The organism is Streptomyces sp. SCUT-3, from assembly GCF_014083985.1.
In the GTDB taxonomy this organism is placed as follows: Bacteria; Actinomycetota; Actinomycetes; order Streptomycetales; family Streptomycetaceae; genus Streptomyces_H; species Streptomyces_H thermolineatus.
In genome coordinates, this window is sequence record NZ_CP046907.1 from 3896693 (window position 1) to 3919587 (window position 22895).

15 protein-coding genes, 1 other RNA gene and 1 pseudogene are annotated in these 22895 nt (G+C 74.7%); 10 read left to right on the plus strand and 7 right to left on the minus strand.

Annotation, left to right across the window (positions count from 1 at the left end; genetic code table 11):
* Positions 1-81: 81 nt before the first annotated feature.
* From GQS52_RS17255 to GQS52_RS17280, 6 genes and pseudogenes are all read right to left on the minus strand, one after another.
* Complete coding sequence (locus GQS52_RS17255; RefSeq protein ID WP_182314283.1) at positions 82-1572, minus strand: MFS transporter; 1491 nt, start codon at positions 1570-1572, stop codon at positions 82-84.
* Positions 1569-2219: a winged helix-turn-helix domain-containing protein gene (locus GQS52_RS17260; RefSeq protein ID WP_259370827.1), complete on the minus strand. Its 651-nt coding sequence runs from the start codon at positions 2217-2219 to the stop codon at positions 1569-1571. Before GQS52_RS17260 ends, GQS52_RS17255 begins: the two co-directional genes overlap by 4 nt.
* A 186-nt stretch (positions 2220-2405) precedes the next feature.
* Positions 2406-3341: a carbohydrate ABC transporter permease gene (locus tag GQS52_RS17265; protein ID WP_182314284.1), complete on the minus strand. Its 936-nt coding sequence runs from the start codon at positions 3339-3341 to the stop codon at positions 2406-2408.
* Positions 3338-4585, minus strand: coding sequence for a sugar ABC transporter permease (locus GQS52_RS17270; protein ID WP_182316524.1), 1248 nt, complete (start codon positions 4583-4585; stop codon positions 3338-3340). Before GQS52_RS17270 ends, GQS52_RS17265 begins: the two co-directional genes overlap by 4 nt.
* A gap of 115 nt (positions 4586-4700) precedes the next feature.
* A pseudogene (locus tag GQS52_RS17275) lies at positions 4701-6073 on the minus strand (ABC transporter substrate-binding protein).
* A gap of 392 nt (positions 6074-6465) precedes the next feature.
* Positions 6466-9573, minus strand: a complete 3108-nt coding sequence (locus tag GQS52_RS17280) for an FHA domain-containing protein (RefSeq protein WP_182314285.1) — start codon at positions 9571-9573, stop codon at positions 6466-6468.
* Positions 9574-9977: 404 nt separating this feature from the next.
* Here GQS52_RS17280 and GQS52_RS17285 point away from each other — a divergent pair, with 404 nt between their 5' ends.
* The 4 genes from GQS52_RS17285 to GQS52_RS17300 all read left to right on the plus strand — a co-directional run bounded on the left by GQS52_RS17285 (position 9978) and on the right by GQS52_RS17300 (position 16525).
* Complete coding sequence (locus tag GQS52_RS17285; RefSeq protein WP_182314286.1) at positions 9978-11729, plus strand: serine/threonine-protein kinase; 1752 nt, start codon at positions 9978-9980, stop codon at positions 11727-11729.
* Positions 11730-11970: 241 nt separating this feature from the next.
* Positions 11971-14193, plus strand: coding sequence for a protein kinase (locus tag GQS52_RS17290; protein ID WP_182314287.1), 2223 nt, complete (start codon positions 11971-11973; stop codon positions 14191-14193).
* Between the two features lie 108 nt (positions 14194-14301).
* A complete protein-coding gene (gene prfB / locus GQS52_RS17295; protein ID WP_182314288.1) occupies positions 14302-15414 on the plus strand; it encodes a peptide chain release factor 2 in 1113 nt (370 codons plus the stop codon).
* A 226-nt stretch (positions 15415-15640) separates the two neighbouring features.
* Positions 15641-16525: a hypothetical protein gene (locus GQS52_RS17300; protein ID WP_182314289.1), complete on the plus strand. Its 885-nt coding sequence runs from the start codon at positions 15641-15643 to the stop codon at positions 16523-16525.
* 178 nt (positions 16526-16703) lie between these two features.
* On the opposite strand, the gene GQS52_RS17305 is transcribed toward GQS52_RS17300, so the two are convergent.
* On the minus strand, positions 16704-16907 hold the full coding sequence (locus GQS52_RS17305) for a hypothetical protein (RefSeq protein WP_182314290.1): 204 nt from the start codon (positions 16905-16907) through the stop codon (positions 16704-16706).
* 238 nt (positions 16908-17145) lie between these two features.
* Here GQS52_RS17305 and ftsE point away from each other — a divergent pair, with 238 nt between their 5' ends.
* The 6 genes from ftsE (at position 17146) to GQS52_RS17335 (ending at position 22842) form a co-directional block, all read left to right on the plus strand.
* Complete coding sequence (ftsE, locus tag GQS52_RS17310; protein WP_182314291.1) at positions 17146-17835, plus strand: cell division ATP-binding protein FtsE; 690 nt, start codon at positions 17146-17148, stop codon at positions 17833-17835.
* A gap of 82 nt (positions 17836-17917) precedes the next feature.
* Complete coding sequence (gene ftsX, locus GQS52_RS17315; RefSeq protein ID WP_182314292.1) at positions 17918-18835, plus strand: permease-like cell division protein FtsX; 918 nt, start codon at positions 17918-17920, stop codon at positions 18833-18835.
* 190 nt (positions 18836-19025) lie between these two features.
* Positions 19026-20213 carry a S41 family peptidase gene (locus tag GQS52_RS17320; RefSeq protein ID WP_182314293.1) on the plus strand — a complete coding sequence of 396 codons (1188 nt, stop codon included), beginning with the start codon at positions 19026-19028 and terminating at the stop codon, positions 20211-20213.
* A 19-nt stretch (positions 20214-20232) separates the two neighbouring features.
* Complete coding sequence (gene smpB, locus GQS52_RS17325) at positions 20233-20736, plus strand: SsrA-binding protein SmpB (RefSeq protein WP_182314294.1); 504 nt, start codon at positions 20233-20235, stop codon at positions 20734-20736.
* 169 nt (positions 20737-20905) lie between these two features.
* Positions 20906-21275, plus strand: a transfer-messenger RNA (tmRNA) gene (gene ssrA, locus GQS52_RS17330).
* A 181-nt stretch (positions 21276-21456) separates the two neighbouring features.
* Positions 21457-22842 (plus strand): nitrate/nitrite transporter, encoded by a 1386-nt coding sequence (locus tag GQS52_RS17335; protein ID WP_182314295.1) that lies wholly within the window; start codon positions 21457-21459, stop codon positions 22840-22842.
* Positions 22843-22895: the final 53 nt, after the last annotated feature.

A 22895-nucleotide genomic window follows, 5' to 3' on the forward strand; every position in this document is an offset into this window, starting at 1 on the left:
GCGGCGTGGAGAGAGGGGAGGGGCGGGGAGACCGGGGCACTGCGACGGGCGGGCCGGGCCGCTCCGGGTGCGGACGTGCGGTCACCCGGGCGTCGCTGCCCCGACCCCGGGACCTGCCGCCCGCTCGGGGGGACCGCTCTCCTCCGGGTCCCGGGAGCGGGGGCCGGGAGGGGCGGCACCGGGAGGGCCGGTTGTGGGGGTGTCGGCCGTGGGGATGTCGGCCGCGGGGGCTTTCCCGGCCCGGGCGGCTTCCCGCTGCCGGTCAGCCTCCCGCCACTCGGGGCGCAGGCCGGTCAGGGTGGTGGTGAGGAAGTACAGCGCGCCGGCCGTCACGAGCACGGGGCCGATGCCGACCGCGGCCACCGCGGCACCGCCGGCCAGGCCGCCGAGGGGGATGCCGGCCCAGGACAGGGAGTCGCCCAGCGCCCCCACCCGGCCCAGCAGTCGCCGCGGTACCCGTTCGAAGAGCACCGCGCCCAGGATCGGGTTGAGGAACCCGGCCCCGAAGCCGCCGACGGCGAAGACCGCCAGTACCGCCCACATCGGCGCGTCCAGGGCCAGGGCCAGGAACCTCGGGGCGCCCGCGAGGAGGAAGCCGGTGAAGAGCACCGTCCGGCGCCGCAGCCGGTGGGCCACCGCCGTCGCTATCAGGCTCCCGCCGACCGCCGCCGTGCCCCACACGCTCCCGACCAGGCCGATCGCGGCCGGCCCTCCGCCGTACTCCTTCGCCCACACCGGCACGAGGACGGTCTGGAACGCCGCGTCCAGCAGGTTGGTGACGGAGATCATGGCGATCACGGTGAGCAGCAGCCGGTCGCGCTTCAGGAAGGCGAACCCCTCGCCGAGGCGGCGCCAGTAGCCGGGTTCCTTCCCGTCCGCGGGCGCGCCCTCCTGCCCCTGGTCCGCCGCGCCGCCGTGCCCGGTGCCGTGCCCGCTGCCGTGCCCGGTACCCCGGGGCAGGAACAGTGCGATGATCACCGATCCCAGGGCGAAGGACACGGCGTTGACGACCAGGCCGGCCATCGGTCCGGTCAGCGCCACCAGCGTGCCGCCGGCGGCCGGGCCCGCGGTGGAGGCGAGCCGTTCGGCCACCCCGGACATGCCGGTGGCCCGCTCCAGCGGCACCCGGCCGTGTTCGGCGGCCTCCGGGACCATCACCTCCTTGGCCAGGTCACCGGGGCCTCGCACCGCCCCGACCACCGCCACCAGGGCCAGCAGCAGCGGGAAGGTGAGCAGGTCGAGGGCGTGGAGCAGGGGGACCAGGCCGACCGCGGCCGCGCTGACCGAGTCGGTGGTCCAGGAGACGGTCCGCGGGCCGGTGCGGTCGATCAGGGGACCCGCGAACGCCTTGACCAGCACGTAGGGGGCCATCTCGCAGAAGGCGACCAGTCCGGTGCGGGTGGCGCTGCCGGTGGTGACGAGCACGAACCACGGCAGCGCGACGGCCGATATGCGGGTGCCGGTCAGCGACACCGCCATGGCCGTGAGCACCCCGGCCAGCGGCCGTAAACTCCGCGGGCCGGACGCGTCGGTGCCCGGAGGGCGGTTCGTCTCGGGGGAGCGCACGCTCATGCCTCCCCCTCCGGTCCGTTCCCGTCCCCGCTTCCGGGGCCGGTTCCGTCCCCGGCGGCGGGAATGCCCGGTTCGGGGAGGACGAGGGTGATCAGGGAGACCCGTTCGGAGCCCTCCGGGGCGCCGGCCGCCTCTTCCGGGGTGTCCCGGCGGTAGCGGCCGACGACCGCCCGCAGTTCGTCCCGCAGCCGCTCGGTCTCCTGCGGGGTGAGCCGCAGGGGGACGTCGCTCATGTCGGAGGCCTCCTGCCAGGCGCGCGGCAGGCTCGGGTACTCGTTCAGCACCTGCTGGGTGCGCTGTGCGTACACGGCCGCGACGGACTGCAGGTAGGCCGTCGTCGCCTCGGGTTCGTGCTCGGCCATCTCCGCGTGGGCGACCCAGGTCGACCGGTGCACCGCGCGCCACCAGCGCTCCCGGGCGTTGCCCCGTCCGGCGTCCTCCTCGACGAAGCCGGCGGCGGCGAGCTGCCGCAGGTGGTAGCTGGTCGCGCCGGAGGTCAGGCCCGTCCGGTCGGCCAGCCGGGTGGCCGTCGAGGGGCCGTGGGTGCGCAGCAGGCCGACCAGTTGCACCCGCACCGGGTGGGCCAGGGCGCGCAGCCCCTTGGCGTCCAGGACCACGTCCTTGACGGGGTCGGGGCGAACTGCCACGGGCTGTCCGCGCGTTCGCGTGCGTGTTCGTCCTCGGTGTCCATGCCGACACGCTAGACTGCAAAGAGTTCTTTGCAAAGAGGTTTTGCAAAGAACTCTTTGCGGTCTTCGGGGGAGGGCCGGAAACGCGGGAGGGGGAGGCCCGCCGTCCGGCGGACCTCCCCCTCCCGCGGTCGCGGGCCCCGGCTACTTCACCGCGCCGGCCATCACCCCGGTGACGAACTGGCGCTGGAAGGCGAAGAACACGATCAGCGGGATCACCATCGACACGAACGCGCCCGGCGCGAGCACGTCGATGTTGGCGCCGAACTGCCGCACCTGCTGCTGCAGGGCGACGGTGACCGGCGCCGACCCGCTGTCGGCGAAGATCAGCGCCACCAGCATGTCGTTCCACACCCACAGGAACTGGAAGATGCCCAGCGAGGCGATCGCCGGGCCGCCCAGCGGCATCACCACGGTGGCGAAGAGCCGGATCTCGCCCGCCCCGTCCAGCCGGGCCGCCTCCAGCAGCTCCCGCGGGATCTCCGCGAAGAAGTTCCGCAGCAGGAAGACGGCGAACGGCAGGCCGAAGGCGACGTGGAAGGCGACCACCCCGGAGATGTCGCCGAAGACGCCGATGCCCCCGAAGAGCTTGGCCACCGGGACCAGCGCCACCTGGATCGGCACGACCAGCAGGCCCACCACCACCAGGAACAGCCAGTCCCGGCCGGGGAACTCCATCCAGGCGAACGCGTAGCCGGCCAGCGCGCCGATCACCACCACCAGCACGGTGGACGGCACGGCGATCAGCACGGTGTTCAGCAGCGAGCCGGTCACCGCGTCGTTCGCCATCAGCTCGGCGTAGTTGGACACGGTCAGCTGCGCCGGCTCGGTGAAGACCTCCCACCAGCCGCTCGAGGCGATGTCGGTGGAGTCCCGCAGCGAGGACAGCAGCAGGCCGACGGTCGGCATCAGCCAGAACAGCGCGACCACCAGCAGCACCGCGCGCACTGCGGCCCCGCCCAGCCCGGCGGCGATCCGGGAGGCGGCCCGCGGGGCCGCACCCGCGGCGGCCCGGCCGGCGGTCCCGGGGGCGGCCGGCGGGCGCCCCGCGCCCCCGTCGGTCTTCTCCGCGGTGGTCATCGGCGGCCCTCCCTTCGGATCCTGCGGACGTTGAAGAACATCACGGGGAGCACGAGCAGCAGCAGGAGCGTGCCGATCGCGCTGCCCACGCCCTGGTCGTTCCCGCCGCCGAACGACGACAGGTACAGCTGGAGGGCGAGCACGTTGGCGTCGGCCTGGGTGGGGCCGGGCGCGATGATGTAGATCAGGTCGAAGATCTTCAGCACGTTGATCATCAGCGTCACGAAGACCACCACCAGCACCGGCGCCAGCAGCGGCACGGTGACCCGGCGGAAGACCTGCCACTCGTTCGCGCCGTCCACCCGGGCCGCCTCCAGCAGCTCCCGCGGCACCCCGGCCAGCCCCGCCGCGATCAGCACCATCGCGAAACCGGCCCACATCCACACGTACGAGCCGATGATCGACGGGGTCACCAGGGTCGGGCCCAGCCAGTCGACGCCCGCGTACTGCTCGGTGAAGTTCGAGGCGGGCAGGCGCAGCACCGCGTCCCGCGGCGTGCTGCCGGCGGGGAAGGAGAAGGTGCCGTCGGCCGCGGTGGTGGCCTCGGCCACCACCTTCCCGCCGCTGACCGCCTCGACCTTCATCCCGGGCAGGCCCTTCTCGCCCGGGTCGACCACGCCCGGCTCGCCCCCGCCGCCCGGCTTGAAGTCCAGCCACACCGTGCCGGAGACGCCGTCCCCGGCGGGCGCCCGCGCCGCGTCCCGCGCGTCCTCGGGCAGCTGCGCGGCCGGCAGGCCGACCAGGGCCAGGTCCGCGGGGGAGCCCGGCCGCGCGGGCGACGCGGCGGTGAACGCCCCGTCGCCGGACGGCTTCAGCACCCCGTCCGGCCGGGGCCTGGCACCGGGATAGGCGGACGCCTCGGCGAAGGTGTCGTGGACGCCGACCACCACCGCGTTGGCGATCCCCTTGTCGGGGTCCTGCTCGTACACCAGGCGGAAGATGATCCCGGCGGCGAGCATCGAGATCGCCATCGGCATGAAGACGACCAGCTTGAACGCCGTCCCCCAGCTGATCCGCTCGGTCAGCACCGCGAAGACCAGCCCCAGGGCGGTGGCGACCGTGGGGGCGACGGCCACCCAGATCGCGTTGTTGCGCACCGCGACCAGGATGTCCGGGTCGGTGAAGACCTCGGCGTAGTTGCCCAGCCCGACGAACTCCGACCCGCCGGCGTCGAACAGGCTGCGCACCAGGGTGTACCCGATCGGGTACACCACCAGCGCCCCGAGCAGCACCAGCGCGGGCATCAGGAACAGCACCGCCAGCCGGCGCGGCGTTCCCACCACGCTCCTGCGGCCCTTCGCGGGGGGCGTCGCCGGTGCGGCGGCGCCCCCCGCGGTCACGGCAGAGGACTTCACGCCGTCAGCCGTTCCCGTAGGCCTTGGCGGCGTCCGCCTCGAGCGCGCGCTGGGCGCCGGCCACGTCGTCCGGGTTCTTCAGGAAGTCCTGCAGCCGCTTCCACTCGCCGGCGCCCTTGGTGCCGCCGAACGCCGCCGGGGCCTGGTCGGACATGTCGAACCGGAAGTCGTCGCCCGCCGCGATCAGGGCCTCGGCGATGCCCCGGGTCACGTCGTCCGGGTAGGCGCCGGTGTCCAGCGCCTTGTTGGGCGAGACGAACCCGCCCTGCTCGGCCCAGATCCGCGCGGCGTCGGTGGAGGCGAGGAAGGTCAGCATGGCCCGGGCGCCCTCGGAGTCCTTCAGCGCCACGGCGACGTCGCCGCCGCTGACGACGGGGGAGTCGGCGCCGACGGCCGGGAACGGGAAGACCTTCGCGTCCTCGCCGACCTTCGCCTTCGTGTCCGCGGCGATCACACCGGCCACGAAGTCGCCCTCGAAGACCATTCCGGCGGCGGGCGGCTCGGCGAAGGCCTGCGACACGGACTTGGGGAACTCGGTCTGCAGCGCGCCGCTCGCCCCGCCCGCGACCAGGTCCTTCTTGCCGAAGAGCTCGCCCAGCGTGGTGAGCGCCTTCTTCACCGACGGGTCGGTCCACTTGATCTCGTGCGCGGCCAGCTGGTCGTACTTCTCCGGGCCGGCCTGGCTGAGGTAGACGTTCTCGAACCAGTCGGTGAGCGTCCAGCCGTCCGCGCCGCCGACGGAGACGGCCGGGGTGCCGGAGTCGGAGACGGTCTGCGCGGTCTCCAGGAACTCCTTCCAGGTCTTCGGCTCGTCCGTGACCCCGGCCGTCTCGAAGGCCGCGGTGTTGTACCAGATCAGCGACTTGTTGGCGGCCTTGAAGTAGACGCCGTACTGCTTGCCCCCGTACGCGCCCAGCTCCCTCCAGCCCTTGCCGTAGTTCTTCTCCAGCTGCGCGGTGGCCTCGTCGCCGACCGGCTTCAGCCAGCCCTTCTCGGCGAACTGGTGCATGACGCCGACCTGGGCGAGGAACGCCACGTCCGGCGGCTCGCCGCCCTCGATCTTGGTGCCGAGGGCGGTGGAGGCGCTGTCACCGGTGGGGACGAACGTCACCTCGGCACCGGTGCGCTTCTCGAACTCGTCCAGGACCTTGGTGAAGCTCTCCTGCTCGGCGCCGGTCCACACCGCCGCCACCTGCAGCTTCTGGCCCTTCAGGTCCGGCAGGTCGACGGTGGGCTTCGCCCCTCGGCGGCACCGCCGCCCTTCTCCTTCTCCCCGCCCCCGCCGCAGCCGGCCGCGGTGAGCGCCAGGGCCCCTGCGGCGACCGCCGCCAGGACCGCACGAGTCGTCCGTCGCGGTGTGAGCATTGTCGTGTCCATCCCTCCGTGCGGGGGCCCGGAGGAACGGGACGGCCCCGGCGCCCGCACCGTGCGTCCGCCCTGCCGACCGCGTGCCCCCGCGGCACCCCGATGTCCCGCGGTGTCCCGCGGTGTCCTGCTCGGTCGTCGAACCTCCCCATGGGGAAGCGGAGTTGGCGGTCCACGCCGGATCCCCGCCACCCGTGAGCGGCACGTCCGACAGTCCTACGCCGAGGCAGGGACGTCCGCAAGGCCCCCGGGCTGGCAGGAAGATGCATCGTGACCCGTCCGTGACGCGAGCATCGCTTTCGGTGACGGTGACGGTGACGGTGACGGCGGCGGCTGCGGAGGTGGTGGCGCTTGTCGGCGGTGAAGGCGGTGGCGGTGGCGCGGCCGGGGCCGGGCCACCGCCGTCACGGGGAGGGGGCGGGAACGGGGACGGCGCCGGCCGACTCCGCCGCCCGCTGCAGGGCGCTGGCGAGCAGGGCGAGGTCGGTCGGCCCGTTGCCCAGCTCGCGCAGCCTGCGCCGGGCGGGCGGGTCGCCCGCGCGCTCCGGGTCCAGCGGCACCACCGTGGGCCGCACCGTCGCCGTACGCGGTATCCGGCCGCTGATCCGGCCCGCTTGGAAGGCGGTCACCGCACCGCCGGGGCGCAGCAGGAGCCCGCGGCCGGGCACGGCCTCGTCCAGCGAGGCCGCGTCCTCCGTCCCGACCAGCAGCAGTGACGACTCCGCGTCGTCCGTGCGCAGCGCGATCCTCAGCCGGGAGTGCTCGTCCGCGCCGGTGCCGGCCGTCCGCTCGGGGCGCCCGGTGGACGCCACCAGGTGCACGCCCAGCCGCGCGCCGTCGCGGGCCACCGCCTCCAGCGCCCGCAGCACCGAGCCGGCCGACGGCCTGCCGGGGCTGCCCAGCGGCGGGTCGACCAGCGCGTCGAGGTCGTCCACCAGCACGACCAGGCGCGGCAGGGCCCCGGCCGCCGCGGTCCACCCGCCGGCGGCCGTCCCGGGGCGGTCCGCCGGGACCGCCGGGGCGGCGGCCCGGCCGCCCGACCCCTGGCGGGGAAGGAACGGGACGGCGCCCGCGGCCTCCTCCGGCGGGCGGCGCTGCGCCACCAGGTGCCCGGACAGGGAAGCTTCACCGCGCGGGCCGGCGGGACCCGCCCCGGACAGGGCCTCCTCGCGCCGCTTCAGCCCGGTGGTGAGGGCCTGCGCCAACTCCCGCATCCGCAGCGGGTCGGAGGCGGTGACGTGGGCGGACACGTGCGGCAGGTCGGTGCACGGCGCCAGGCCCTCGACGCGGCCGGCCGCGCCCTCCAGCAGGACCAGCGACAGGCGGTCCGGGCGCTCGGCCAGAGCGAGGGAGGCGGCGACGGCACGCAGCAGCTCCGTCTTCCCCGACCCGGGGGCGCCGCCCACCAGCAGGTGGGAGCCCTCCAGGGCCAGGTCCACCGCCACCTGCCCGTCCGCGCCGGGGCCCAGCACCGCCCGCGCGGCCGGACCGCCCGGCGGCCTGCCGTCCCAGCGGGCCGCGACCTTCGCCGGGGTGGCCAGGGCCAGGTCCAGCTCGTCCAGCAGCCGTGCCGAGGAGGGCAGGGCAGTGGGCGCGGGCGGCGCGCAGTCGGCCTCCCGCAGCGGAGCCAGGGCGCGGGCGAACCGCTCGGCCCACGCGGCCGAGACGGCGTCCGCGGTCACCCCGTCCAGCGGAGCGGCCACCGCCCCCCGGTCCAGGTGCAGGGTGGTCGCCACGTCCGTGTCCAGCGTCGCCAGCGCGCCGCAGCCGGCCGGGAGCCGCCGCCGGTCCTCGGCGAGCGCGAGCAGATGGACGCCGACGGAGGGGCCCGCGGCGGCCAGCCGGGCCAGGAGCTCCCCGGCGGCGGCCGAACCGGGGTCGCCGTCGACGACGAGGACGGTGAACGGGCCGGTGTGCGCGGCGGCGGCCTCGGCGACGGAGGCGGGGGAGGCCCCGGCCCAGCCGCTGCCCAGGGGGCCCTCCTCGACCCGGCGGGCCAGCTCGGCCAGCCGGGCGTCCGCCTGCTCCCGGTCGTGGGCCGTCAGCAGGCGGCACTCCTGGCCGTGCGCCGGGCGCAGGTGGGGCAGCCACGCCGCCCAGGCCCACTCCCGCAGCCGCTGCTCGGCCGGCCGCTCCCGGTCGGCGCTGACCACCACGACCTCGAGCACCCCCGGGGCGTGCAGGGCGCAGAGCTGCGCGACCACCGAACGCGCCAGGCCGGCCAGGCGGGGGCGCGGTCCGACGAGCCCGAGGGACCGGCTGCTCCGCAGATCGACGACGACCGGCGCGGACGGCAGCAGCGTGCCGTCGCCCGCGGGCGACGGCAGGTCGGCGGTCCCCAGCCGGACGGTGAGCGCGTCGTCGTGCCCGGGACGGCGCTCCCACAGGCGGGGGCCGGGGCCGAGCGCGGTGAGCAGCAGGGTGGCCGGGTCGGGCCAGCGTTCGCGCGCCCGGCGCGCGTCGGCGGCCGCCTGCGCGGCGGCGTCGCGCTCCGCGCGGCCCGTCACGAGCCCGGCGGTCACCCGCCGGGCGAGGTCCTTGAGCCCGTCGGAGACGGCGGACCACCCCCAGGGGCTCGCCGAGTCCTGGACGGGCCCGGTCCGGGCGTCCTCCCTTGCCGGGACGCGGATGCTGTGCGTCTCCTCCGCAACGGCGGGAGACGTGTGACCGGCCGGCGTGCCGCCCTGGGCAGTGCCGTCCGGGGCCGTGCCGTGGTGGGCCGTGTCGTGGTGGGGCGCGCAGCCGGGGGCCGTCGTCCCGCCCGGGACGCCGGGGGGCGCCCCCGCACCGCTGTCCGCCGCGTCGTCCGCCGGGGCAGCCGGGGCCTCCGGGACCGGTGCAGCCGTGGCCGGGGTGACGCACAGGTGGCCCTCGCCGTCGGGGACGGCGGGGCCGGCCGGGGGCGCGGCGGGGAGTGCCCCGTCGTCCGCCGGGAGTTCCAGTTGCAGCGTGGTCTCGCCGATCCTCAGCAGCGCGCCCGGTTCGAGGGCCACGGGACGGTTGCCGACCGCGCGGCCGTCGACCGTCGTGCCGTTGGTGGAGCCTAGGTCGGCGACGGTGACGCGGCTGTCGTCGACCGTCACCGCGCAGTGCAGCCGGGAGACGTCGGGGTCGTCGAGCGGCACGTCGGCCTCGGCGGACCGCCCGACCCGCACCGGCCCTCCCCGCAGCAGGTGCACGCCGCCCGCGTCGGGCCCGCCGGTCACGTGCAGGCGGGGGCCGGTCGCGGTGAACGCCGCGGGCGCCGCGGCGGGCGCGTCGGAGGGGGCGTGCAGGGAGACCACCGCGCCGTCGACCAGCGGCGGGCGGCCGAGCGGGGCCGCCGGGTCCAGCCGCTTCCCGTCCGAGTAGAGGGGGACGGCCGAGCCGGGGGAGCGCACGGGCTGCCCGGAGCCGGCCGCGGCGGCGATCCCGCCGGCGACCGCGCCGAGCTCCGTCCCCGAGGGCGCGGTGACGAGAACGTCGCAGGTCTGGCCGCTGCGCGGCCCGAGGACGGTCAGCCGGATCTGCATCGTCGTCCGCGGTCCCTTCTGCTCCCTGGTGCGCGGGAGGGCCGGTCGCCCCGTCCGCCGCCCCCGGTGCTTCGACTACCGGGGACACATCCTCGCACCTGTCCCGGACACCGTGCCGCGGATCCCGCCACGAATGATCTTGACCGGTCGTTCCCGGTCGCGGCCGGGCGGAGCTTTCCGCCCGAAACCGTCCGGGAGCAACCAGAACCCCTCCCGGAGCGTCCCACCAGGACACGGGAGCCGTGCGTGCGGCGTTCCGGCTCCCGCCGGGCACGGGTGCCGGGACGGGCACCCCATTACAGTGGGGCGGCAATGGCAAGGGTTCGACGCAGGCGGGCGACGGCGGAGGGCGGGGCGGGCGACCCCCTCCTCCCGGTGCCCCTCACGACCAGGGAGCGCATGACGTGCGGCCGGTAGGCAGTAAGTACCTGCTCGAGGAGCCGCTCGGCCGCGGGGCCACGGGCACCGTGTGGCGGGCGCAGGTGCGCCGGGCTCCGTCCCCCGGCGAGGAGGCCGTGCCCTCGCAGCCGGGGGAGACCGTCGCGATCAAGGTCCTCAAGGAGGAGCTCGCGAGCGACCCCGACATCGTGATGCGGTTCCTGCGCGAGCGCTCGGTCCTGCTGCGCCTGACCCACCCCAACATCGTGCGGGTGCGCGACCTCGTCGTCGAGGGCGACCTCCTCGCCCTGGTGATGGACCTGGTCGACGGCCCCGACCTGCACCGCTACCTGCGCGAGAACGGCCGGTTCAGCCCGGCCGAGGCCGCCCGGCTGACGGCCGGGATCGCCGACGCGCTGGCCGCCAGCCACGCCGACGACGTCGTGCACCGGGACCTCAAGCCGGCCAACGTGCTGCTGGCCACGGTGCAGACGCCGTCCGGCCCGCAGACGCAGCCGATGCTCACCGACTTCGGCATCGCCCGCCTCGCCGACTCGCCCGGCATCACCCGCACCCACGAGTTCGTCGGCACCCCCGCGTACGTGGCCCCCGAGTCCGCCGAGGGCCGCCCGCAGACCTCGGCCGTCGACGTCTACGGCGCGGGGATCCTGCTGTACGAACTGGTCACCGGCCGCCCGCCGTTCCGCGGGGACAGCGCCCTGGAGGTGCTGCACGCCCACCTGCGCCAGGACCCCGAGCGGCCCCGCACGGTCCCCGAGCCGCTGTGGACCGTCATAGAGCGCTGCCTGCGCAAGAACCCCGACGAGCGGCCCGGCGCCCGCGACCTGGCCCGGGCCCTGCGGGTCGTCGCCGACGGGGTCGGGGTGCACGCCACCCCGGCCCAGGCCGAGGCGGCCTTCGGCGTCGCCGCGCTGCTGGGCCCCGACCTCTCCCCGGCGCCCGCGGGCGGGAGCGGTGACGCCGACCCCACCCAGGTCCTGCCCTCCGCCGCGCGGCAGGGCGCCCACGACCCGGCCGCCGCGACCAGCGTGCTGCCCGCCACCGGCCCCGCGGCCGGCCGGGGCGGCGGGGCCGACGGCCCCGAGGGCACCCGCGTGATGCCCCCGGTCCCCGGCGGGCCCGCGCAGCCGCAGGCCCCCCAGGGGCCCCAGGGGCCGCACCCCTGGGAGAGCCAGCTCGACGCGGCCCGCTCGCGCAACGAGCAGACCGAGGTCCAGTACCTCGACCCCGGCCAGGACCCGCTGCGCCGCCGCCCCCACCGGCAGGCGCCGCCGGACGCCTACCACCGGGAGCCCGAACCCGCGCCCCACCGGGAGCCCGAGCCGCGCCGGCGTGCCCCGGAGCGGTCCCCGGCCCCCTACGCGCCGGACCGGGAGCCGCCGCAGCGCCGTGAACCGCCCCGCCGCCCGGCGCCCCGGCCCGCCCCGGAACCGCCCGCCCCGCGCCGCGAACCCCGGCAGCGCAGCCGCACGCGCATCCCCGGAACGGGCTGCCTCAAGGGCTGCTTCACCATGATCGTGCTGCTGGTCGTGGGCAGCTGGCTGGTGTGGGAGTTCACCCCGCTGCAGGACTGGGTGGCCCATGGCCAGAGCTGGTGGGAGGCCACCAGCGGCGCCGTGAGCGACTTCTGGAACTGGGCGCGGGACCTGGTCGGCGCCGCCGAGGAGGTCCGGCAGAACGTCCCCGACGTGCCGGACGTGCCGACCGACCTGCCCGACGTGCCGACCGACCTGCCCACCGGTTTCTCCACGCCCTGACGGGTCCGACGGACTCGACGGGTCCGACGGGTCCGACGGGTCCGTCGAACCTGACGGGCCGCAGGAGCGGTGTCCGCCCCGCCGCCGGGGCGGACACCGCCGCAGCAATGGGGACTTGTCGACTTCCGAGGGGTGATTTCCCCCGCGCCGCCGCTGCTCACCGGCGGCGGGTTCCCCCAACAGGCCGCCACCCGCGTAGCTTTGTCGCCAACGTTTCCTCTCTGGCGCAGACGGAGAAGCCTTGGCACGGAAGATCGGCAGCCGGTACACCGCCCACCAGGTGCTCGGCCGGGGGTCCGCCGGCACGGTGTGGCTCGGCGAGGGCCCCGACGGGCCCGTCGCCATCAAGCTGCTCCGCGAGGACCTCGCCTCCGACCAGGAGGTCGTCGGCCGCTTCGTGCAGGAACGCACGGCCCTGATGAGCCTGGACCACCCCAACATCGTGGGCGTCCGCGACCTCGTGGTCGACGGCGACGACCTCGCCCTCGTCATGGACCTGGTGCGCGGCTGCGACCTGCGCTCCAGACTCGACCGGGACCGCAGGCTCGCCCCCCGGGCGGCGGTCTCGATAGCGGCCGACGTCGCCGACGCCCTCGCGGCCGCCCACGCCGCGGGCATCGTCCACCGGGACGTCAAGCCCGAGAACGTCCTCCTCGACACCGAGGCGCCCCCCGGCCCCGGCGGGGCGCCCCCCGCACTGCTCACCGACTTCGGCATCGCCCGGCTCGTGGACTCGCCCCGGCGCACCCGCGTCACCCGGATCATCGGCACGCCCGACTACCTCGCCCCGGAGATCATCGAGGGCCTGCCACCGCGCGCCTCCGTCGACATCTACGCCCTCGCCACGGTCCTGTACGAACTGCTGGCCGGGTTCGCGCCCTTCGGCGGCGGCCACCCCGGCGCCGTCCTGCGCCGCCACGTCACCGAGGCCGTCACGCCGCTGCCCGGCATCCCCGACGAGCTGTGGGCCGTCCTCGCGCAGTGCCTGGCCAAGGCCCCCGCCTCCCGGCTCACCGCCGGCGAGCTCGCCGCCCGGCTGCGGGAGCAGCTCCCCCTCCTCGTCGGCATGCCGCCCCTGGACGTCGACGCCCCCGGCAGCCCCGGCGACGAGGACGACGAGGAGGACGCCGAGGACCGGGCGGACGAGGACGGCGGGCCCGTGGAGGGCGCCGGCGGGGCCGGACCGTCCCGGCGGGGCGGGGCGGTCCCCCTGGTCCGCGGCTCCGCCCCGGACTCCAGCCGCGACACCCACACCAGCATCAAGCTGCCCAGCGCCGAGGAACTCGCCGGCCACCGGCGCCCGGCCGGCTCCCCCGCGGGCGACCGGCGGTCACCGCACCGCCGCACGGGCGCGGAGGAGCTGCGCCGGCGCCGCATCCGCATCGGGACGGCCGCGGCCGCCGCCCTCCTGGCCGCCGGACTCGGCGGCTGGGCCCACCTGGCGGGCGGTGACGACTCCGCGTCCACCTCCCGCGAGGACCGCGACCCCGAGGACACGGCCCCCGACGGGACCGACGGCGCCGAGGGCGAGGGCGCGGGGGCGCCCGGCGGCCTCCCGGCCGGCATCCCCACCGCCCCGACCGCGGGCGCCGCCTCCCCGCAGGGCGGCACCGGGACCGCCCCGCTGCCGCGGTGGTCCTCCTTCCGGGAGGCCCCGGACCCGGCCGTCCGGCTCGCCGGCGGCCCCCGCGCCGTCGCCCTGGGACGCACCACCTTCGTCTTCGCCCGCGGCGAGGACGGCAACGTCTGGTACCTCACCCGCACCGGCGGGAGGTACGGCTCCTGGCACCGGCTCACCGGCATAAGCACCGAGGGCGACCCGGCCGTCGTCTCCTCCCGCGCCGGGCAGCTCGACGTCTTCGCCCTCGGCACCGACGGACTCCTCTACCGCCGGACGCTGAGCGGCGGGGAGTGGGGCGTGTGGTCCCAGGTCGACGGGCGCACCACCTTCGACGCGGCCCCCGCCGCCGCGTCCTCCGCGCCCGGCCGCATCGACCTGGTGGGCCGCACCGGCGGCGACCTGGTGACCGCGTCCCTGGTCGACGGCCGCTGGAACGCCTGGGCCGTCGTGCCCACCGCGGGCCGCATCACCGCGGCCCCCGGCCTCGTCTCGCGCGCCGACGGCACCCTGGACGCCTTCGTCGTCCGCCGCGCCGACGGCGCCGTGCTGCACCTGCCCCACGCCAACGGCGCGTGGCGCCCGTCGCAGAGGGCCGGCACCCTCGAGGCCGCGGGACGCCCGGAGGCCGCCGCCGCCGGGGGAGTCGTCCACCTCCTCGCCCCCGCGGCCGGCGGGACCGGCCTGGTCCAGGCCGCGGCCGAGGGCGCAGGCGCATGGGGCGCCCCCGGGCGGGTGGCCGCACGGACCGCCGACGCGCCGGCCCTGGTCGCCGCGGACGGCTTCCTGGAGGCGTGGATCCGCACCGCCGACGGAGGGCTGGCCCGGGCCGCGGCGGACCGCTGACGCGCCCGGCACGCGCCGGCGCCGCGCCCGGCGCCCGCACCCGCGCCCGGCGGCCCGGGTCCGCGCGGCCCTGTCATGGTCGCTCCGCACAACCAGTACGCTGGTGGGGTGGCAGTCGTCGATGTTTCCGAAGAGCTGAAGTCCCTCTCCTCGACCATGGGGTCGATCGAGGCGGTCCTCGACCTGGACAAAATGAGGGCCGACATTGCCGCGCTCGAGGAGCAGGCGGCGGCCCCCGACCTCTGGGACGACGTGGAGGGCGCCCAGAAGATCACCAGCAAGCTCTCCTACCTCCAGGGTGAGCTGCGCCGCGTCGAGGCCCTGCGCGGGCGCATCGACGACCTCGAGGTGCTCTTCGAGCTGGCCGAGGCCGAGGACGACGCGGACACCCGCGCGGAGGCCGAGTCCGAGCTGGAGTCGGTCCGCAAGGCCGTCGAGGAGATGGAGGTCCGCACCCTCCTGTCCGGCGAGTACGACGCGCGCGAGGCGCTGGTCAACATCCGCGCCGAGGCCGGCGGCGTGGACGCCGCCGACTTCGCCGAGCAGCTGCAGCGCATGTACCTGCGCTGGGCCGAGCGGCACGGCTACCCGACGGAGGTCTTCGAGACCTCCTACGCGGAGGAGGCCGGCATCAAGTCGACCACCTTCGCCGTGAAGGCCCCGTACGCCTACGGCACGCTCTCCGTCGAGCAGGGCACGCACCGCCTGGTGCGCATCTCGCCGTTCGACAACCAGGGCCGCCGCCAGACGTCGTTCGCCGGCGTCGAGGTGCTGCCCGTGGTCGAGCAGAGCGACCACGTGGACATCGACGAGTCCGACCTGCGGGTCGACGTCTACCGGTCCTCCGGCCCCGGCGGCCAGGGCGTCAACACCACCGACTCGGCGGTGCGGATCACCCACATCCCCACCGGCATCGTCGTCTCCTGCCAGAACGAGCGCTCCCAGATCCAGAACCGCGCCAGCGCGATGAACGTCCTCCAGGCCAAGCTGCTCGAGCGGCGCCGCCAGGAGGAGCAGGCCGCGATGGACGCCCTCAAGGGCGACGGCGGCAACTCCTGGGGCAACCAGATGCGTTCGTACGTCCTGCACCCGTACCAGATGGTCAAGGACCTGCGGACCGACCACGAGGTCGGCAACCCGCACGCCGTCCTGGACGGCGAGATCGACGGCTTCATCGAGGCCGGGATCCGCTGGCGCAAGAGCACCCAGCAGGCCAACTGACCTGTTCGGTAACAGTGTTGTACCCCTCGTGACCGGCAAATCCGGACATCCCTCTCCAACCCCGGCGCAACGCGCTTGACGGGTCGGCCGAAAGTGGGAATCGTGAGCGGTCGTATGCGTACGACTGGGGCGTGATTCGACGGGGGACGCGCGAACGTGAACGTGTCGGCGCGTCAACACCCCCGCATCCCCGGTCCCATGAACAGCTACTGGGGGTAGTTGGCAGATGACCAATCACAAGACGCGCCTGCGCGTCGCGCGGATCGCCGCCGGTGCGGTGTTCGCCGCGGGCCTGTCGCTCACGGCGACCGGCGTCGCCCAGGCCGTGAACACTCCTGAGCCGGGCATCGTCGCACAGGACGAGACGGACGGCGGCACCACCGACGGCTCCGTCGACGGCAGCGAGGGCGGCCTCATCGAGGGCGTCATCGAGGGCGTCATCGGTGGCGACGACGAGGGTGCCGAGCAGGGTGGCGCTCAGCAGGGCGGTGCCGAGCAGGGTGGCGCTCAGCAGGGCGGTGCCGAGCAGGGTGGCGCCCAGCAGGGCGGTGCCGAGCAGGGTGGCGCCCAGCAGGGCGGTGCCGAGCAGGGTGGCGCCCAGCAGGGCGGTGCCGAGCAGGGTGGCGCCCAGCAGGGCGGTGCCGAGCAGGGTGGCGCCCAGCAGGGCGGTGCCGAGCAGGGCGGTGCTCAGCAGGGTGGCGCCGAGCAGGGCGGTGCTCAGCAGGGTGGCGCCGAGCAGGGTGGCGCCGAGCAGGGCGGTGCTCAGCAGGGTGGCGCCGAGCAGGGTGGCGCCCAGCAGGGCGGTGCCGAGCAGGGCGGTGCTCAGCAGGGCGGCAGCACCACCGGTGGCGACACCCCCGCCTCCGTCGGCGGTGGCGGTGACGATGTCGGCACCTGCATCCTCGACGAGGAGTCCGTGGTCTGCGAGGACAACACGGCCCCGAACGGTTCCGCCCCGCAGCAGGTCGCCCAGGGCGAGGCCAAGGAGGAGCTGGCCGAGACCGGTGCCGGTCAGACCACGTTCCTGCTGGTCGGCGCCGCCACGATGATCGCCGGCGGTGTCGCCTTCCGGATGATGCCGAACCTGGTCAACCGCGGTACCGCGGCCTGAACCACGCCGGGCGTCGTCCCCGGACCGGGTGACGTCGCCGCACGGTGAGCACCCGGCCGCACACGGCAACGACCGAGGGCCCGGAGCGCATCCAGCGCTCCGGGCCCTCGGTCCGTCCGTCATCGGCCCGCGGCCGTCGTCCGGCCCGGGTGTCTTCCGCGGCGGGTCCGCGCAGCCCTCAGGCGGCTGCCTGCTGGACGGCCGCGGCCACGGCCAGCGCTGCCACCAGCGCCGCCAGCAGCGCGATCAGCGCGCCCGGCGTGAGCCGCTCGAACAGTCCCTGCTGCTGCTCCATCCGCTGCCGGCTCGCGCGGCACACGGGGCAGCGGCCCTCGGTGACCGGGCCGGCACAGTTGGCGCACACCAGTCGGTCGCACGTCATGCGATCTCCTCCTCAGCTCCGCCAACGCGCCGGGGCGCGGATACGTTCCCCGTCCACCACTGTGCCAGGTGCGGGAGGGCGGTGCGACAGCTGCCTGCTTTGTCCTGCTAAGTCCCGTGGGTCGGTCCGTCAACGGCCTCGCATCTGCGAGCACGTGCGCGGTTCGCGTATCGTCACCGGTCCAGGAGAGCCACTTCGCGCTGTCCGTTCCCCTACACAGGTCGACCGTGGTGCAGCCGTGATCCGATTCGACAACGTCTCCAAGACATACCCGAAGCAGAACCGTCCTGCACTCAGGGACGTGACGCTCGAGATCGAGAAGGGGGAGTTCGTCTTCCTGGTGGGCTCCTCCGGCTCCGGAAAGTCCACCTTCCTGCGCCTGCTCCTGCGGGAGGAGCGCACCGACACCGGTTCGGTCCACGTGCTGGGCAAGGACCTCAACCGGCTGTCCAACTGGAAGGTGCCGCAGATGCGGCGCCAACTGGGCACCGTGTTCCAGGACTTCCGCCTCCTGCCCAACAAGACGGTCAGCGAGAACGTGGCCTTCGCCCTCGAGGTGATCGGCAAGCCGCGCGCCACCATCCGCAAGGTGGTGCCCGAGGTGCTCGACCTGGTCGGCCTGGCCGGCAAGGAGGACCGCATGCCGGGCGAGCTGTCCGGCGGTGAGCAGCAGCGGGTGGCGATCGCCAGGGCGTTCGTCAACCGGCCGATGCTGCTGATCGCGGACGAGCCGACCGGCAACCTCGACCCGACCACCTCGGTCGGCATCATGAAGCTGCTGGACCGGATCAACCGCACCGGGACCACGGTCGTGATGGCCACCCACGACCAGCAGATCGTGGACCAGATGCGCAAGCGCGTCATCGAGCTCGACAAGGGGCGACTGGTCCGCGACCAGTCGCGCGGTGTCTACGGCTACCAGCACTGACCGCACGCCCGGGCGGCCGCGGCGGCGGCCCGCGAGCCGCCGCCGGGTGCCACCGGCCGCAGTCACCACCTGAAAGGACATCATGCGGGCCCAGTTCGTCCTGTCGGAGATCGGCGTCGGTCTCCGGCGGAATCTGACGATGACCTTCGCGGTCATCGTCTCCGTCGCGCTCTCCCTCGCCCTCGCCGGTGGCTCCCTGCTCCTGCGCACGCAGGTCGAGTCGATGAAGGGCTACTGGTACGACAAGGTCCAGGTCTCGATCTTCCTCTGCAACAAGAACGACGCGGAGACCGACCCCAACTGCACCAAGGGCGCGGTCACCGACCAGCAGAAGAAGGAGATCCTGGCCGACCTCAAGAAGCAGCCGGTCGTCGAGACCGTCCACCACGAGTCGAGCCAGCAGGCGTACAAGCGCTACAAGGAGCAGTTCGCCGACTCGCCCCTGGCCTCCTCGCTCACCCCGGACCAGATGCAGGAGTCGTTCCGGGTCAAGCTGAAGGACCCGGAGCGCTACGAGGTGATCTCCAGCCTCTTCGAGGGCCGCCCCGGCGTGCAGGAGGTGCAGGACCAGCGGGCCCTGCTGGAGAACCTGTTCAACCTGCTCAACGGCCTCACCTGGGTCGCGGTCGCGGTCATGGTCTTCATGCTCGTGGTGGCGATGCTGCTGATCGTCAACACGGTGCGCGTCTCGGCGTTCAGCCGCCGGCGCGAGACCGGGATCATGCGGCTGGTGGGTGCCTCCAGCTTCTACATCCAGATGCCGTTCATCATGGAGGCCGCCTTCGCCGGCCTGATCGGCGCGCTGGTGGCGTCGGTGATGCTCCTGGTCGGCCGCTACTTCCTGATCGACGGCGGCGTGGGGCTGGCCGAGAAGATGCAGCTGATCGACTTCATCGGCTGGCAGGAGGTGGTCAGCGTGCTGCCGCTGGTCCTCGCGGTGGGCGTGCTGATGCCCGCGGTGGCCGCGTTCTTCACGCTGCGCAAGTACCTGAGGGTCTGACGCGGAGGGGGACGTCCCGCGGCCGCCCGTGCGCGCTCCGGTGCGCCCCCGGTGCTCCGCGCCGTTTCCCGACACACCGTCATGCACGTGCCCCGGGTGGGGAATCCCACCCGGGGCACGGGTGCGTCCGGGGGGTTTTCGGGGGGTTCGGGCCCCGGTCCCGCCGTGCCGGTGTCCTAGAATCCGAGCCATGTCAGGCTCCTCCACGCCAGGGAGTCCTCGCCGCAGCAGGCGCGGGGCGACCCTGACACTGGTCTTCGGGGCGGTGGTCGCGGCCGGTGCGTCGAGCGGCGGCTGGCCCGCGCTGGGCGGCTCCGCGCCGGGCGCGCACGCCGTCCCCGCGGCGGTGTCCGACGACGCGGCGGCGGCCGCGGAGGCCGGCGAGCTCCGTGCCGCCATCGAGCGCGACGACCCCGAGGCGGCCGAGGAGCTCGTCAGCCGCAGCGGGGACCGCTGGGCGGCCTTCTACACCGCCAGGGAGTACGAGGGGCTCCGGCGGAGCCTGGACGGCCGCTACGTGGGCGTGGGCCTGTGGGTGCGGCGCACCGCGGACGGCGGCGTCGAGGTCTGCCGGGTGCAGCCGGGCGGCCCGGCCGCCGGGGGCGGGGTGCGGGTCGGCGACCGGCTCCGGGCCGTGGACGGCACGCGGACGGCCGGGCTGTCGGTCACCGAGGTCGTGGCCCTGCTGCGCGGCGAGGCCGGCAGCCGGGTGGAACTGGAGCTGCGCCGGGGGGAGCGGGCGCGGGAGGTGACGCTGGAGCGCGCGGTGCTGGCCACCGAGGAGGTCTCGGTGGAGCGCATGGGCGGGCGGGTGACCCGGATCCGCATCGCCTCGTTCACCAAGGGCGTCGGCGGGCAGGTCCGCGAGGCGCTGGAGGGCGCCGGCGCGGCGCGGGGCGCGGCCGGCGGCGGGGGCGTGGTGCTGGACCTGCGGGGCAACTCCGGCGGCCTGGTCGCCGAGGCCGTCTCGGTGGCCTCCGCGTTCCTGGACGGCGGCCTGGTGGCCACCTACGACGTGCGCGGCTCCCAGCGGGTGCTCGACGCGGACGGGGGCGGGGACACCGCCACCCCGCTGGTGGTGCTGGTCGACGGCGGGACGATGAGCGCCGCCGAACTGCTCGCCGGGGCCCTGCAGGACCGGGGACGGGCGGTGCTGGTGGGCAGCCGGACCTTCGGCAAGGGTTCGGTGCAGATGCCCAGCACGCTCTCCGACGGCTCTGTCGTGGAGCAGACGGTGGGCCACTACCGCACGCCCTCCGGGCGGAGCGTGGACGGGTCGGGCGTGGTGCCGGACCTGAAGGTGCCCGCGGCGGCGGAGCCGGCGGCCGCGGACGCCAAGGCGGTCACGGTATTGAGTGGCCTCGGGGGGAGGCCGTGATGCGACAATGGGGCGCATCATGGCGAAGGTGAAAGCGAAAGACACCAGCAACAAGCTGATCGCGCAGAACAAGCGTGCGCGGTACGACTACCACATCGTCGATACGTTCGAGGCCGGCCTGGTGCTGACCGGCACCGAGGTCAAGTCGCTGCGGCAGGGCAGGGCCTCGATCGTCGACGGCTACGCGTACGTCCAGGGCGGCGAGGCGTGGGTGGACAACCTGCACATCCCCGAGTACGCCCAGGGCACCTGGACCAACCACTCGGTCCGCCGCAAGCGGAAGCTGCTGCTGCACAAGGCGGAGATCGAGAAGCTGTCCTCCAAGACCAAGGAGACCGGCCACACGATCGTGCCGCTGGCGCTGTACTTCAAGGACGGCCGGGCCAAGCTGGAGATCGCCCTGGCCAAGGGCAAGAAGGAGTACGACAAGCGGCAGACGCTGCTGGAGAAGCAGTCCAGGCGCGAGGCCGAGCGGGCGATCTCCGCGGCCCGCCGCCGGCAGCAGTCCCGCGGGCGGGGCTGAGCCGCCCGTCGGCCACCGCCTGCCGGCCGCTCCCCGCGCCGGACGCACGGCCCGGTCCGGGAACGGTCCGGACGCCCCGGAATACTGTGGCATCCACCCCGGTTGTTCACGTACGATGGGTGCAGTACCGAGGGGCCCCGGCCCTTCGGGCACATTGATAAGAAAACATGGGGATGATCGGTTTCGACTGGGGATGTCGAAGCAGGGGAAGCGAGCCGAGGAAGCGGCAATGATCTCGTAAACCACCTGCCGAAAAAAATAATCGCCAACACCAAGCGCGATTCCTTCGCCCTCGCTGCCTGAGTAGCGACTTGCGAAGTGTCGGCCCGGGAGTGTTCCCGACCCGGATCCCGGCATCAGCCAGGGAACTAAACCTTTGAGCCCGGTCACGGGGCCCAAAGGGAAACCAAACAGTGACTGAGCCCGTCGGCAGCTTGTCTGCGTGACTGCCGGGGCTGAGAAAAGCACAGCAGACTGCGCTCGGAGAAGCCCTGTTTCCGCACCACAGGACGCGGGTTCGATTCCCGCCATCTCCACAACCCCATGGGCGAGGGCCCGCTGCACCCGTGCAGCGGGCCCTCGCCGCGTTTCCGTCCGGGGTGCTCACAGCCCGGCCCCCGCCCGGGTGAGCGCGTGGTTGCCCCGATGTCACCTCGCGCCACGGCAGGGAAACGCCGCCCCCCTAGCGTCGGGTGCCGTTACCGGACACCTGGAGGCGTCATGACGGCTGCGGCGAGGGCCCGCAGGGGAGGCCGCTGGATCGAGCGGTGGGACCCCGAGGACGAGGAGTTCTGGCAGCGCACGGGCAGGCGGACCGCGACCCGCAACCTGGTGTTCTCGATCCTCTCCGAGCACGTCGGCTTCTCGGTGTGGAGCCTGTGGTCGGTCATGGTGCTCTTCATGGGGCCCGAGTACGGGGTCGACGTGGCCGGCAAGTTCTTCCTGGCCGCCGTGCCCACCCTGGTCGGAGCGGTCGTGCGGGTGCCGTACACCTTCGCCGTGGCCCGCTTCGGCGGGCGGAACTGGACGGTGGTCAGCGCCCTGCTGCTCCTGGTGCCCTCGGTCGCCGCGGCGTTCGTGATGCACCCGGGCACCTCCTACGCGACCTTCGTCGCGGTGGCCGCGCTCACCGGCGTCGGCGGCGGCAACTTCGCCTCCTCCATGACCAACATCAACAGCTACTACCCGCTGCGGCTCAAGGGCTGGGCCCTCGGCCTGAACGCGGGCGGCGGCAACCTCGGCGTCCCCGTCCTGCAACTGGTCGCCCTGCTGGTCATCGGCACCGCCGGCGCCGCGCACCCGCGGTACGTGCTGGCCGTGTACATCCCGCTGACCGTCGTGGCCGCCGTCTGCTCGGCCCTGTTCATGGACAACCTCGCCCCGGTGCGCAACGACACGGGGGCGGCGAGGGAGGCCGCGAAGGACCGCCACACCTGGATCATGTCCTTCCTGTACATCGGCACCTTCGGCTCGTTCATCGGGTACAGCTTCGCCTTCGGCCTGGTCCTGCAGAGCCAGTTCGGACGCACCCCGCTGCAGGCCGCGTCGCTGACCTTCGTCGGCCCGCTCCTCGGATCGCTGGCCCGCCCCGCGGGCGGGCGGCTCGCGGACCGGCTGGGAGGCGCACGGGTCACCCTGTGGACCTTCCTGGCGATGGGAGCGGCGACCGGCGTGGTCGTCGGGGCGGCGGTCGCCGGGTCGCTGCCGCTGTTCCTGGCCGGTTTCGTCGCCCTGTTCGTCCTCGGCGGAGCGGGCAACGGGTCGGCGTACAGGATGATCCCCGGCATCCACCACGACAGGGCCCTGGCCATGGGCCTGCGGGGCGAGGCGGCGGCCGCGTACGGGCGGCGGCTGTCCGGGGCCGCCATGGGCCTGATCGGGGCCGTGGGGGCGCTGGGCGGGCTCGGCATCAACCTCGCCTTCCGCCAGGCGTTCCTGACCACCGGCAGCGGCACCCCGGCGTTCGTCTCCTTCCTCGCCTTCTACGCCGCCTGCTCCGCGGTCACCTGGGCCGTGTACCTGCGCCGCCGCCCCGGGAGGGCCGCCGCCGGGGCCCCGGCCGGGCGGGCCGGGGACGCGGGCCTGCCCGCCCACGCCCGCGGCTGACCGCCGGGCCCGCGCAACACGGGGGAAACACGGGTGATCCGCGACCGTCACGG